Source organism: Pseudoalteromonas sp. J2K-J599 (genome assembly GCF_059295115.2).
In genome coordinates, this window is the sequence record NZ_CM200271.1 from 1495097 (window position 1) to 1509499 (window position 14403).

Sequence of the window (14403 nt, forward strand, 5' to 3'; positions counted from 1 at the left end):
CTTGAGTTAAGGTTACTTAGTCTCGGTATATTTTTGTTAGGTCTTTATAGTGATCAATTCGTCTATCACGTAAGAAAGGCCAAATACGTCTTACGTTTTCTGAGCGTCTTTGATCAATTTCTACTACTAAAATTTGCTCATCAGTATTATTAGCCTCTGCTAATAGTTCACCTTGTGGGCCTGCAATAAACGAATTGCCCCAAAACGAAATACCATCGCTTTGCGCACTAGGGTCACTTTCATGGCCAACGCGGTTACAGCTAATTACCGGCACGCCATTGGCAACAGCATGGGCACGCTGGCTAATAACCCACGCATCTTTTTGACGAGTTTGCTCAGCAATGTCGTCGTTAGGATCCCAACCGATAGCGGTTGGGTAAATTAATACCTCAGCGCCAGCCATTGCCATCAAACGTGCAGCTTCAGGAAACCATTGATCCCAACATACTAGCACGCCTAATTTACCCACCGAGGTTTGAATAGGCTCAAAACCGATATCACCTGGGGTAAAGTAAAATTTTTCGTAAAAACCTGGATCATCAGGAATATGCATTTTGCGGTATTTACCTGCAATACTGCCGTCTTGCTCTAATACAACTGCAGTATTGTGATAAAGGCCCGTAGCGCGTTTTTCAAATAAAGACGCGACAATAACAATGCTTAGCTCTTTAGCAAGCTCACCTAAGGCATTACTGCTAGGGCCTGGAATGGTTTCGGCTAAATCAAATACGTCAACATTTTCGGTTTGGCAAAAATAGAGGCTTCGGTGTAGCTCTTGGAGTACAACCAGTTTTGCACCTTTTTGAGCGGCTTCACGAATGGCACTTATTGATTTTGCCATATTGTCCTTTGCGTTATCGGTATTGCTTTGTTGCACTAACGCAACGGTTAATTTTACAGGGCTTGTCATTGTGCTGCTCCAGCTAAAAATCCACGAGGTAATTGCATTGTAATACAGTGCAGGCTGCCAAATTGTTCAATAATTGGTTGGCAATTTACGCCAATAATAGTGTGTTGTGGGTATGCTTTTTGAACTTGTGCAAGAGCACGTTTATCATTGGCATCATTATACGTTGGCACAAGCACAGCATTATTAATAATTAAGTAGTTAGCGTAGGTAGCCGGTAAGCGTGTTTGCTCATCGTCATAAGCGGCTTTTGGCCACGGTAACTCAATTAAGTTATATGGGGTGTTATCGGCAGTTTTAAAGGTTTTTAGTTGTTTTTCCATCGCATCAAGTGCGCTAAAGTGCTCATCAGTTTTATCGTCACACTGCACATATACAAGGGTATTATTTGGAGCAAAACGCACTAAAGTATCAATGTGGCTGTCGGTGTCATCGCCCGCTAAATAGCCATGTTCAACCCATAAAAAACTCGTCGCGCCTAAGTGCTCTTTTAAAAGTGCTTCAATATCATTTGGGTTTAAATCAGGGTTACGGTTTTTATTAAGCAAACATTCGCTGGTTGTTAGCAACACACCGTGCTCGTTTATTTCAATACCGCCACCTTCAAGTACCATATCGAGCGCTTGATATTGGTTGTTTGTACTACTTAGCTCTTTTACCAAAGTGCGATTAATTTGATTGTCTAATGCGCTTTCAAACTTATTGCCCCAACCATTAAAAGTAAAATCATATACTTTTAATTGTTCTGTTGAATCAATAGCGGCGCAAGTAAGCGGACCATGATCGCGCGCCCATGTATCGTTAGTAGGGGTTACTACAAAATGAACACGATTAAGAGAGACGTTAGCACTATTTAGTAATGCTGTAATATGCACTTTTAAGGCACTGTTATGCGCCACAATAACAAGCTGTTGCTGCGTTGTTATGTGTTTAGCAAGTTCAATATATACAGGTTCTACACGCGCTAAGTTGTCGGCCCAATCGGTGTCTTTGTGAGGCCATGTAAGCATAACAGCGTCTTGCTCGGCCCATTCTGGTAAAAGTCTAAAGTTCATGAATTTTATATACTAATTAAGATGGCGCTAGTTTAGCATTTTACATAAAGATGTCAGCTAATTATCACTGTTTAGGTCGCCTCGGTTTTGATCAAGTTCTTGACGTTTTTTAAGTTGGCGGGTTTGAGCATGTAAACTCGCTCTAACAATAAGTTCTTGGTCAGTAGTTCTAATTGCGGTAAAGAGCATAGTGTATTGGTAGTGTTCGCTATCTTGTTTTTCTACTGCTACAACTTCGGTGTAACAATAAACCGCAGAGGCCTCGTGGTGCAAAAACAGTTTGGTTCTAAATGCTTGGCCAATTGAGTGTACTTCAGGTGATGTAAAACGAATACCGCCACCGCCGTAGCTATCACATTGTATTGCGTTATCTTGGGCTTGTTCTGAGGCCAAAATATGGCTCATTATTAAATCTATTTTACGTGACTGCGCTTGTAAAAATGTAGCTAGCTCTTGTGCTATATCGCCTAAGTTACGCAGTGGGCGTAACGAGCTTTGCTCAAGCTCACTTACTTCATTTGCTAATCTAAATAGTGGGGGAATGTCGTCTTCAAGCTCAAGCTGCGATTTAGGAACTTGTCCGGTTGATACGGGGAATAAATTTACTCTTATACTTTCATTAATTTGAAAGTACTGCTCAAACTCACCTAATCTTTCACTATTCATTATGTTCTCCACCACGTATTTATTTAATAGTAGCGTTGTGAGTACTAAATTGCTAGCAGATAAAATAACGCATAGCGGGCTAAATGCTTTGTTTACATTCAATTTTTAACATACTAATTATGAAAATAAATACACTAAGACATATTTAGGGTTAGTTATAAAAAAGCGGCCAATGTCATCCTAACATTGGCCGCTTGGGTATTGATTCATCAGCGTGTACTTATTTAAGTAGAGCGGCTAATTCATGTAAATCTTTCACAACGTGATCTGGTTTTTTAGCTAATGGGTAAAGTGCTTTACCTGGGCGTGCTATAAAAGTGGTTTGTAAGCCAGCTTCTTTTGCACCAGCAACATCCCAACCATGGGCTGCAACCATCATAGCTTCATTTGGTGCTACGTTTAGCTTTTTAAGTACCCACTCATACGCACGTAAGTCTGGTTTGTAAATTTTAATATCTTCAATGCTGTAACGCGCATCAAAGTAAGACATTAAACCAGCGCTTTCAAACTGTGCCTTTACACCTTTGTTTGAAGAGTTTGTAAGGCTTACTAACTTATAGCCCTGTGCTTTGAGTTTTGCCAGTCCTTCTTTAACATCGCTGTGTGGAGGAAGCGTTAAAAGAGGCGTAACAATAGCTGTTTTAGCTTGTTCACTTGTAATATCAATGTTGTTGTTTTGAGCAACCATAAGAAGTGACGCCACACCGATTTGCCCAAAGTCGTGATAACTACCGCTTACTGTATCTACTAATGAATGATGCAGCATGGTTGAAAACCACAGTGGTAATAAATCTTCACGTCCGCCTAGCGCTTTACCAATAGAGGTACGCATTGACGTTAAATCAAGTAGGGTTTCGTTTACATCAAAAATAAGCACTTTAGGTTTTGCTTGTTCTTTTGGTTCATCAGCGACTGCATAACCAGATACAAGGCTTGTGCCCATAAATAGTGAAAGAGTAAGTGTTTTTAACGATTTTAAAATAGACATTAATTATTCTCCGATTCAAGTGCTGTCATAACATCAATAGGTTCTGCGCGTAGGGTGTAATCTTCGCTTAAAAATGCGTATGTAATAACACCTTCTTGGTTTATCACATAGGTGGCCGGTAGCGGTAATTTAAAGCTTTTATCGCCGTAGTAGTGTTCAAAATCAATACCAAATTGTGTGTATAACGCTTGAATACGTTCATCAAGTGTAAACAATAGACCAAATTGCTCAGCTACTTTATTACTAACATCTGAAAGCACATCAAATTCAAGGCCGTTTTTTTGTGCAGTTGAGAGAGTTTCATCAGGAAGTTGTGGTGATATTGCGACTAACTGAGCACTTTGAGTTTTAAATTGTGGTAAGTAGTTGTTAAGTGCTTTTAGCTCTAAATTACAATATGGACACCAGCCACCACGATAAAAGCTAATAATTACCGGACCTTTTTTTAGTAAATCTGCAAGCTCAATGTTTTCGCCGTTATGGTTGGTTAAGCTAAAGTTTTCTACTTTTTGACCAATTTGCAATGCATTGTCTTTAATATGCTGTGCAATTAGCTCTTCGTTTGTAGTGTTCATTAGTGCCAAAACGTCAGCTGGCAATTTGGCATCTTTTTGTACGTTATAGGCATCTATTTGCGCTTTTAAACTCATGATTGAACCTCAATAATTAGACTATTTGCAATTATAGTGTTTTATATATTTAAATAAATATTGCAATACTGAAAGCTTCATTCGAAAATATTAAACATTGAAAAGTGCACAATGGCATCTTTATGTATAATTTAAGCGACCTAGAAACATTTATAGCTGTTGTTGAAAATAAGGGCGTGCTTGCTGCTGCCCGCGAGCAGCGTTTATCGCCTGCAACGGTGAGCCATCGCTTAAGTAAACTAGAGCGTGAGCTTGCTACAGTACTTGTTTTTAGAGATAGCAGGCGAGTACGGTTATCTCCCGCAGGTGAAATATTTTATACGCGTGTGGGGGCTATAATAGAAGCTCTACACGATGCTGAACATAGTATTGGCGCGCGTAGCTCATCGGTGAGTGGTTTACTACGCGTGACCATGCCGCCTTGGGTTTTTTCAAAATACGTAATGCCTAAACTCAATGAGTTTGAGCAAGCTTACCCTGAACTAAAGCTTGATTTTTTAATAACGGATCATTTTGTAAATGTAGTTGATGACGCGCAAGATGTTGCAATTAGGGTGGGAAAATTAAATGACTCAGGATTACTTTCTCGTAAAATCGTAAACAATAGTCGCATACTTTGTGCAGCCCCTAGCTATATAGAAAAGTACGGCATGCCTGAAAATTTAACGCAATTGAGTGAGCATTATTGGGTTTGCCTGCCGTGGCAACGCCAGTTAAAGCTTTATGACGAACACAAAAAAATACATACCTTTAATGCTAAAACCCGTTTTACTATTTCAAACTCCGATAATATGACACAAGCTGCTATTGCAGGTCATGGTATTGCTATTAAATCAAAAATAGCGATTAATGAAGATCTTAAAAACGGTATTTTGGTTGAAGTTATGCCAGGGGTAATGGCACAAGATGATGCACCGGTTTGGTTTTTACGTCCGCAAAATAGTTTAACAACCCGCAAAACCGATGTATTTTATGATTTTATGAAATCACTATTTTTGAGCTGCGAATAAGCGTTTAAATGAGCGTTTTACTCCAATTAAAAACAAATAACCAGTAAGCTCTGCAAGCAAGGCAATAATTATGGCTGCAACAATGGCGGCTATAATAGAGTCTTTTTTCAAAATGATTTGACCTTCAAAGCGTTGCCATACTTGTTGCTTTATATCGCTCATGCCACTGATCATAGTAAATATATACGGAGATTTCTCAAACCTATTTACGGCTATCTGTAAATCTTGCTGTCGCTCGTAAAGAGTACTGATATTACTTGCCCCTTTGTTCACAATTTCATCATCAATATTTTGATAGTGTTTTATTAGCTTAGTTAAATCATTATTGAAATACTTAGCTGCATCGCTTTTAAAAGGCGCAACGGCATTATTAGCTTCAATTAACTGGGCTGATAATGCTTGGCCAAAGTCACTTACAAATGCAGGTATTTGCACTCCAAGTAGTAAACCGAATGCAAAGAAACTAAGTCGTATATAATCTAAAAGTTTACTCATTTATCTTCCTATGCATTTAAATAACCCAGAATTAACATTTGAGCTTGTTTTTATGTCAAAAACTCGTAATCTATTGGGGCGTGTTAACCTTTGTGGATTGAACCCAAAGGGCAGCGCATGTTTGGCATTTATGCTGCGTTATCACTTATTTATGGGGAGTAACCACACTACATAGGCTCTGCCTTGCCTAAATACCAAACGTACTGCTGCAAATTCAACCACGAAAGGCCAACACGCCCTAATAATAAAAATAACAACAGGTGGATGTTAAGGATGACGAAAAAAGTAAAGTTCACGTCAACATTTGTTGATATTTCTAAACAGCTCAAACGTTTTGTATCGCGCATTGTTCAACCCGACGATGTAGAAGATATTGTGCAAGAAACTTTTGTAAAAAGCTATGAAGCTGATTTAAAACAAGACATCCAGTTTACCCGCAGTTATATGCTAAAAACAGCAAAACATCTAGCACTCAACCATATAGCTAAGTGGGACAATAAATTTAATGATTCGTTAGAAAACGATAACGAATTGCCCGTATTACTCAAATCAATGAAGCTCGAAGACGAATACACATCTAAAGAGCGTTTTTTACTTTTTTGTAGAGCTACTGAGCAACTAAGCTCATCGATTCGTAAATGCTTTATATTAAAAAAAGTTTACGGTATGAGCCAAAAAGAGATAGCAGACCAAATGCAGTTAAGCCAAAGCACTGTTGAAAAACACATTGCCAAAGGATTGTTACAAACCATGTTATACATGCGTGAACATGAGCAAAGCCCTCAAACGAACCTTAAAGCTCAAGCACATCCTATATCAGTTAAGAGGGTCGCAGAATGAGTAATGTTCATCAATTTAATTCAAAAGATTTAATCTTAGAAAAGTCATGTGATTGGATAAGCGCGATTGATCGTGGTTTAACTGATGATGAAAAAGAGCAATTTAAATTATGGATGATGCAAAGCACTGCACATCAAGACTCTATATACGAGCTTGCTCAGCTTTGGGATGAGCTTTCAGTATTAAACGAATTAAGTCATTTATTTCCTCAGCGCAACAATACTAAAACATCAAAAAACAAGTGGATGTTTTCTTACTCAATTGCAGCGAGTTTGTTTGCAGCGTTAATGGTATGCAGCTACTTATTAATTAACTTAGAAAATGGCTACAACCAAGAGCTTGCTAAAGTTAATTACACTAAAATTTACAAAACAAAAGTAGGCGAGCAAGCAACGTATGTATTGCCAGACGGCACCATAGTGCAGCTTAATACTAATAGCTTACTAGAAGTTGCTTATAGTAAAGGCCGCAGGCAGTTATTACTTAGTCGTGGAGAAGGGCGCTTTAATGTAGCAAAAGATGCCACGCGTCCGTTTAGTGTTATGGCTGGTGATAAAAGTTTTACCGCGTTAGGCACGGTATTTAATGTACAACGCAATACTTCATCAGATTTAGAACTGGTGGTTACTGAAGGCAAAGTGATGATCACTGATCCAAGTGTAGCGGTTGATGCAAATGACTTTAAAGATTATCAACTTGCAGATAATAGCACGAAAAAAATTCGTCAAATTAATGCCAATATTGTTACCTCAGGCGAAAAAGCAGTTATTGAGCAAAGTGTTACAAAACCAATTACGCAGCTTTCAATGAACGACGTACAACGCGATTTGGCATGGCAAAACGGGATGCTTATTTTTAATGGAGAAGAGCTAAGCGATGCTTTAAATGAAGTAAGCCGCTATACAGCCACACGTTTTGAGCTTTCATCAGCTGAGCTTGCCAGTATTAAAGTGGCTGGAGTATTTAAAGCCGGTGACGTTGAAGGTTTACTAGAAAGTTTACAAACTAACTTTTCGATTGATCATGAGCGTTTAGGTGAGCATGTAGTAACGCTAAAACACCATACAGAATCATAAGTAGACGTTATGCAAATCAAACTAATGTTAGGTAAAGTTACATCAATAAAGATTGAACGTAAAAAAAACATTAAAAAAAAGAAACAAACCCATAGAGGATTTTTGTTTGTCAGCTGTTTATATAAGTTGCGCAGTAACCAAACGCATTTATTGAGTGGATTTAGTGTGCTTGCACCGGCTATTTTTAGTTTAAGTGTACAAGCAGCAACACAAACCACTGGGCAAATGGTGCAATTTGATATAAAAGCGCAGCGAGCAGACAAAGCCTTAATTGAATATGCTAAACAAACAGAGCAAACCGTGGTGTTTTCTTATGAGTTGGCAAAGCAGTATGACGCAAATTCAGTTTATGGATTTTACACTCAGCTAGGTGCTCTAGAGGCATTATTAGGTGGGACTGAGCTCGATGCGGTTGTTGATCAAAATGGTTTACTGAGTATAAAACTCAAACAAATCAACAGGAATGATAACAACATGATGAAGCTTTCAGCGGTCAGTGCAGCAGTATTACCAGCTTTACTTGCAGTAAATTCGCAAGGTGTAAACGCAGCAGAAGAAGTCGCTCAAGAAAAAATTGAAAAAATTGCTATTGTCGGTAGCCGTGTAGCAGGACGTTCAGTTGAAGATTTACCCGTTCCAGTAGATATCCTAAGTGCAGAAGCGCTTGAAAATACGGGCCAAACAGAAGTTGGTCGTATGCTACAGTCTATCGCCCCTTCATTTAACTTTTCAAGCTCTGCAATTAGTGACGGTACTGATGCTTTAAGACCTGCGACACTTCGCGGTTTAGGTCCCGATCAAACATTGGTGTTAATTAACGGCAAACGTCGTCATCAAGCAAGTATTATTCATATTAATGGCTCTGTTGGGCGTGGTACCGCAGGTACTGACATGAATGCAATTCCAGCTTCTGCAATTAAACGCATTGAAGTATTACGTGATGGCGCTGCTGCTCAGTATGGTTCTGATGCAATTGCAGGTGTTATTAATATTGTGCTCAAAGATGGTAGCGAAGGTGGCAAAGCGGCTATTAACTACGGTCAATATTCTGAAGGCGATGGCGAAACCATTAACCTTGATTTTAATAAAGGCTTTGCGCTAGGTGATGACGGTTATTTAAATACAACTATTAATTACCGTGACCGTGCACCGACTAACCGTGCCGGTTTACATGGCTCTTGTCAGTTTTATGGTTGTACAGAACTAAGTGACGGCACTTTACTTGCTGGTGATCCGCGTGAGCTGACAGCCGATCGTGATACCTTTAGAATTGGTGATGCTGACTCTCAGCAGTTTGGTTTAACAATTAATACCGGTTACGAGTTAGGTGATGGCGAGCTTTACGGCTTTATTACTTACTCAACACGTGAAAATGAGTCGGCTGCATTTTTCCGTCATAATGCAAATGCAGGTGGTAACCCAGTTCTACAAGATAACGATGCGACGATTCCGCTAGGTTTCTTACCAAAAATCAACACAACTATCGACGATATCTCGTACAACTTTGGTTATAAAACTGAATTTGATAACGATGCAAGCCTTGATTTATCTTACACCTATGGTGAGAACAGCATTGATTACACTACAAGTGACACTATCAATGCCTCATACGCTAACTTTTTACGTTATGACCAAGGCTTAAGTGCAGCTGATATTCGTACAACTATTCCACGTGAAGCGTACGCTTACGGCATGGAATTATCACTGCAAACAATCAATATTGATTTTACGCAAAACTTTGATGATTATTCGTTAGCAATGGGTGCTGAAATACGTACTGACGAATACCGTATTTTAGAAGGTAATGAATATGCGTACCGCGATTACGACACATTAAATGGTGTAAGTATTTACAGCGGTTTAAGTGGCGGTGTTGGCTCTGAAGATGCATCGGGTGGTTCACAAGGTTTTGGTGGTTCATCACCTGCGTCTTCAGTGGATGAGTCACGTGATGTAATTTCATTTTATGTAGATGCAGAATCTTATGTAATTGAAGATGTGATTTTATCTGGTGCACTTCGCTACGATAACTACAAAGGTTTTGGCGATACAGTAAACTTTAAACTTGCTGGTAACTGGTCTATTACCGACGATATTTCATTACGTGGTGCATTAAGCTCAGGATTTAGAGCGCCTTCAATGCAGCAGCTTTACTTTAATAACGTAAGCACACAATTTGTTGTTGATACTAATGGGAATTTAGTTGCAGAAGAAGTTGGTACATTTAGAAATGATTCAACACTTGCGCAAAGTTTAGGTATTCCAAAACTTAAAGAAGAAAAATCACAAAACCGTAGTTTAGGTATTGTGTATAACGTTACCGATAATATTAATGTAACCGTTGATTACTACTCGATTGATATTGACGACCGTATTGTAATTAGTGATCGCTTAGGTAAAGGGTTATCTACAAGCCTTGATGCAGCACTAAATAGTGCAGGTGCTGGCGTAGGGCAGTTTTTCTTAAATGGTGCTGATACAGAAACTCGTGGTGTTGATTTTGTAGCAACGTGGAACACTGAAGGTTTAGGCGGCACGCTTGATTTTACACTTGCAGCTAACTTTACCAAAACAGATGTTGTATCGTTATTTTCTCCTGCTGGCTCAAGCCTTGAGACGGTAAAAGTAGAAGATATATTCTCAGCTGAAGACATCTCTATTATAGAAGAGTGGCAACCAGAGGACCGTATTAACTTAAGTGCACTTTATCAACGTGATGATTGGACTGTTAACCTGTCACTTAATCGTTTTGGTGAATACACAGTAGAAGATGGCGGTCGTCAAACGTATGGTGCAGAAATTTTAACTGACGTTAAAGTTAACTACTTCGTTACTGAAGATTTATCAGTAAATATTGGTGCAAATAACTTGTTCGATGTTTACCCAGATAAAAATGAAATAGGTAACTCTCGCTCAGGTACTATTGTGGATGCTAGTGGCAACACAGTAATAAGTAGCTCAGGTGTGTTTGACTACTCACGTCGTTCGGCTCCATTTGGATTTAACGGTGCTTACTACTACGTAGGTGCAGAATACCGTTTTTAATTAATAACCTCCCTTTTGTTATTTAACTCAAAGGGCCGTAAGGCCCTTTTTTTGGTTTTGTAACTTACTAATATAGAAGTGAATTGCTTTTTACTAATGATTTATGGTTTTCTTTAGTTGACATTAAGTACTAAAGGGTTAGAATTTCACTTGTTCTGATTGTTTTTTAAACATGTCGGATAAGTTTATTAACATTAATTTCGGCAAATTCACTGAAAGGTGAAGACGCAAAGTCTCCGGTCTAAGGGCTCAGCCTATGATAGCGGGACCGCCTCATACATATATATTGTGTGCAGTAAAGCGTCATGCCATCTCACTTGGAGATCGTGTGAGTATGATGAAGATCAAATTAATACTTACCCTTTTACTAATATTTTCGTTTAGTATTAAAACTGTTTTTGCTGATACCGCTATAAAGTTTAACGGCGTCAATAGCTTTGCTAGCTTTGATGTTTGGCAGCCCACCGGTCCATTCAAAATTGTAGTGTGGCTTGGGGAAACACCCAATGACCCTTCCAAGAAAACCTATTTACTTTCTAACTCAAATACAAAAGAATTTTTACTATTTAATCAGTCAAGTATACAAATGAAATTTGGAGACAAATACCCCGGCGTCTGGAATAAGTTAAACTTTTATCAAACACGTTTTTTAGAAGTTACAGTAAAAAATGGAGAGCTAATAGCTTCAGACGGATTAAAAAGTGTTTCAGTTAAAAAAGACTTTATTGTTCCTACTGATGTATCATTTAATTGGTTATTTAGGAGGTCAAATAAATTTTCTGAGGGAGCTCTTCAGGGACTAGGCTTAATAGACCTGAATAACATTGAAAATAGCCGTAATTTTGGCATAAGTGACAGAGGGGAGCCGCAACTTATCTCCGCAAACCAGGACTCATTCTTTGAATTACATAACATTACATCTGCTGATTTAATAAGCGGTTTAGACGTTCCTAACCCTAAAGTTTCTGATGTAGATAATGTTTCAAGTTTAGCTGAACTGATATTTGCAAAGTATCCGGGCAATCCAATGATTAATAATGAGTCTAATACAGGCAATGAATATGCTTGGAATGGGTATTATTGGTTACGTACTTATCTGCATTTCTATAATGTAACCAATAAGCTCAAGTATTTAGATATGGCTATTGAGTTAGCTAACAAAATGCTTAGTGATACGGATTTGGTGAGAAGTACAAATGGATTTTCAGCAACAAATAGCTATAAGCGGGCACCTAAATTATTCTTAAATGAAAGAGATGAAATTGCCCCCGGCTGGGAAAGATCACTCTCTGATTCGAGTATAACTGTTTTGACGGATGGTATGATTTTAAACGGTGTTATGCGTATAGTTGATATAATAAAAACTCAAAAATTATCTGATTATTATAACTTTGCGGACATTTCTATATTAGCCGCCCAAAAGATAGTAGACAGCCATGACAGCTCGTATAGCGTTAGTAAAAACTCTTCGATTAAAGGAAGTTTTTACTACGTGAACCTTTACAACGATAACTATGGTGATTCTGGTTTATATAGTAATCCTTTAGCCCATAATCATAACCTGACAATGGCAACAGCGATGCTGTATTTAGATAAATGGAGTGATAGACCTGATTTTTATAAATCAAAAATAATGGGTATTATAGATTTTTTTACTGAAAATTTAGAGTACCAAGATGATGGCACGTGTACATGGAATTATAATTGGGATCGTCGAGGTCCATCATACGAGAAATATGAAGATATTAATCATGGACATATTGATGTTGGCTTATTTGTTGTAGCTGATGAAGAGGGGTATTTTAACAACTTAGATATTATGAATTGCTTAGCTAAAACAGCGGTTGAACGCATTGCCATTGGTCCAGGTCCTATTCCACAATTTGTAACCGGAGAAGGTATTAGCAGTAAAGGTGAACAAATTGCATTCTCATATGATTGGCGTGAATTATCTAAGTTTGAACCTTCAATCATAAATCGTTCAAATAATATTATGAGGCATGCAGTGAGCAACATCACTTGGTTCAGGCAATATGCAGCTTTAGCTATGACCTTAGAAAATTAATTTAAATATGGCTTAGTTGAAATAACTAAGCCATATTATAATTGACTTAATTTTTTTGCATACGGCTCATTTCTGCATGGCAGCTTTGCATTGTTAATAATGTTTTAGCCAGTGCAGCTTCGCAGTCAGCTGGTTGCGGTTTATCCATTGCTGCTTTAATTTCTTCAAGGGTTTTATCTTCTACCTCTTCAAGCTCTTTTACATACGTGCTGTCGTTGTGAGAGGTGAAAGTAGTCAATAGGGCTGTGTACGCACGTCGTGCTTCAACTGCGAAAGATGAGCCATCTTCGCGTTCGCCTTTTTCATTAATTGCATATGGCTGCAAGCGCTCAACACTCACTTTTCGGGCATCTATCATACGCTGAAAAAGTGCACCAATAGCAGGGTCTTCAATTTTTTCCTGTGCTTTTTGATAAAAATCGATGCCGCTGTTCATAACTTGAATGATGTCAGTAATATGATTTACTTCTGATCCTTGATGGGTGTTCATAATGACCTCTTTAATTAAATGAATGTATAGTTCAATTTAATAAAAGCAATGTATGTTCCACGTTTCAATGGTTATGTAGTTATTTGATTTTATTGAATTAATTTCATCTCAGTAGGGTGCTAAGTTAACAGGCAAAAAATTAACCTAGCAATTTTTACATTATATTGTGTAATAAAGTTATTTTAGCTCTTCAGCTACTTCAGCTACTTTTTGACGTAACCAAATGTGACTCGCATCGCGATGTAACAGTGGGCTCCAAATCATATCAAGCTCAAAAGGAGGAATTGGAAATGGTGGCTCTAAAATTTTAAGCCCCGGATCATCTAAATATATATTTGCGGCTTTTGAAGGAAGGGTCGCAATCAAATTTTTCTCTTTAGCTAAATGAATTGCTACATGGTAGTTACGCGTAAAAGTGGCAATATTACGATGCTTACCAAAGTGAGCAAGTGCTTCGTCAACCCAGCCAAGTTTTTGCACATCTTTAGGGTCCATGCCCACACCTACACCAAAACCTGTTTTACTCACCCATATATGGCGTGCTTTTAAATAGCTGTCGAGGCTAAAGTTTTCAATTATAGGGTTATCGGCTTTTACTAAGCAGCAAAAACTATCTTTCCAAATACGTTTATGATGAAAAGACTGCGGTAAGTTTTCAAAACGGTTGATTGCCATATCTACTTTACCGTTTTCTACATCATGAAAGGTGACATCACTTGGTGTGAGTATATCTAAAGTAGTATCGGGGGCTTCTTCGTGCAATTTACTTAAAAGCTTTGGTGCTAATGTACTTGCAGCGTAATCACTGGCCATTATTCTAAACACACGCTTACTTTGGCTTGCCTCAAATTCTCGATTAGGAGCTAGAGTTTCTTCAAGGGTCATTAATATGCCACGAATAACGGGTTGTAACTCCAAAGCACGCTCGGTAGGCACCATACCATCGCTGGTACGAACTAAAATAGGGTCGTTAAATAAGTTACGAAGACGTTTAAGGCCATTACTCATTGCAGGTTGCGTTATACTCAATTGATTAGCAGCGCGTGTTACGTTGCATTCTCGCAGCAATGTATCGAGGTAAACGAGTAAATTTAAATCTATTTTACTTATATTCAT

The 14403-nt window shown here is 38.3% G+C and carries 13 protein-coding genes and 1 riboswitch; of the genes, 5 read left to right on the forward strand and 8 right to left on the reverse strand.

Annotated elements, in window-relative coordinates; all coding sequences use genetic code 11:
- Positions 1-16 precede the first annotated feature (16 nt).
- The 5 genes from AC5NT5_RS06800 to AC5NT5_RS06820 form a co-directional block, all read right to left on the reverse strand.
- Positions 17-910, reverse strand: coding sequence for a carbon-nitrogen hydrolase (locus tag AC5NT5_RS06800; protein WP_494513206.1), 894 nt, complete (start codon positions 908-910; stop codon positions 17-19).
- A complete protein-coding gene (locus tag AC5NT5_RS06805; RefSeq protein WP_154903878.1) occupies positions 907-1962 on the reverse strand; it encodes an agmatine deiminase family protein in 1056 nt (351 codons plus the stop codon). The genes AC5NT5_RS06800 and AC5NT5_RS06805 overlap by 4 nt, the downstream gene beginning before the upstream one ends.
- Positions 1963-2019: 57 nt before the next feature.
- Positions 2020-2628, reverse strand: coding sequence for a PilZ domain-containing protein (locus AC5NT5_RS06810; RefSeq protein ID WP_024597238.1), 609 nt, complete (start codon positions 2626-2628; stop codon positions 2020-2022).
- Positions 2629-2848: 220 nt separating this feature from the next.
- Positions 2849-3616 carry a haloacid dehalogenase type II gene (locus AC5NT5_RS06815; RefSeq protein ID WP_494513205.1) on the reverse strand — a complete coding sequence of 256 codons (768 nt, stop codon included), beginning with the start codon at positions 3614-3616 and terminating at the stop codon, positions 2849-2851.
- Positions 3616-4266: a peroxiredoxin-like family protein gene (locus tag AC5NT5_RS06820; RefSeq protein WP_494513204.1), complete on the reverse strand. Its 651-nt coding sequence runs from the start codon at positions 4264-4266 to the stop codon at positions 3616-3618. The genes AC5NT5_RS06815 and AC5NT5_RS06820 overlap by 1 nt, the downstream gene beginning before the upstream one ends.
- Before the next feature lie 122 nt (positions 4267-4388).
- Between AC5NT5_RS06820 and AC5NT5_RS06825 the strand changes: the two genes are divergently transcribed.
- Positions 4389-5276, forward strand: coding sequence for a LysR family transcriptional regulator (locus AC5NT5_RS06825; protein WP_165723944.1), 888 nt, complete (start codon positions 4389-4391; stop codon positions 5274-5276).
- On the opposite strand, the gene AC5NT5_RS06830 is transcribed toward AC5NT5_RS06825, so the two are convergent.
- Positions 5256-5771 carry a DUF2937 family protein gene (locus AC5NT5_RS06830; protein WP_371544971.1) on the reverse strand — a complete coding sequence of 172 codons (516 nt, stop codon included), beginning with the start codon at positions 5769-5771 and terminating at the stop codon, positions 5256-5258. The two genes, AC5NT5_RS06825 and AC5NT5_RS06830, sit on opposite strands and share 21 nt — an antisense overlap.
- Positions 5772-6044: 273 nt before the next feature.
- Between AC5NT5_RS06830 and AC5NT5_RS06835 the strand changes: the two genes are divergently transcribed.
- The 4 genes from AC5NT5_RS06835 to AC5NT5_RS06850 all read left to right on the forward strand — a co-directional run bounded on the left by AC5NT5_RS06835 (position 6045) and on the right by AC5NT5_RS06850 (position 12797).
- Entirely contained in the window at positions 6045-6611 is a 567-nt protein-coding gene (locus AC5NT5_RS06835; protein WP_024597233.1) for an RNA polymerase sigma factor, read from the forward strand.
- A complete protein-coding gene (locus tag AC5NT5_RS06840; RefSeq protein ID WP_024603563.1) occupies positions 6608-7687 on the forward strand; it encodes a FecR family protein in 1080 nt (359 codons plus the stop codon). Before AC5NT5_RS06835 ends, AC5NT5_RS06840 begins: the two co-directional genes overlap by 4 nt.
- Positions 7688-7696: 9 nt before the next feature.
- Entirely contained in the window at positions 7697-10732 is a 3036-nt protein-coding gene (locus AC5NT5_RS06845) for a TonB-dependent receptor plug domain-containing protein (RefSeq protein WP_494513203.1), read from the forward strand.
- A gap of 192 nt (positions 10733-10924) precedes the next feature.
- Positions 10925-11008, forward strand: a riboswitch (cyclic di-GMP riboswitch).
- A 58-nt stretch (positions 11009-11066) separates the two neighbouring features.
- A complete protein-coding gene (locus tag AC5NT5_RS06850; protein ID WP_518528058.1) occupies positions 11067-12797 on the forward strand; it encodes a hypothetical protein in 1731 nt (576 codons plus the stop codon).
- A gap of 46 nt (positions 12798-12843) precedes the next feature.
- On the opposite strand, the gene AC5NT5_RS06855 is transcribed toward AC5NT5_RS06850, so the two are convergent.
- A complete protein-coding gene (locus tag AC5NT5_RS06855) occupies positions 12844-13287 on the reverse strand; it encodes a ferritin-like domain-containing protein (RefSeq protein ID WP_182671745.1) in 444 nt (147 codons plus the stop codon).
- A 177-nt stretch (positions 13288-13464) separates the two neighbouring features.
- Entirely contained in the window at positions 13465-14403 is a 939-nt protein-coding gene (locus tag AC5NT5_RS06860) for a LysR family transcriptional regulator (protein WP_002961484.1), read from the reverse strand.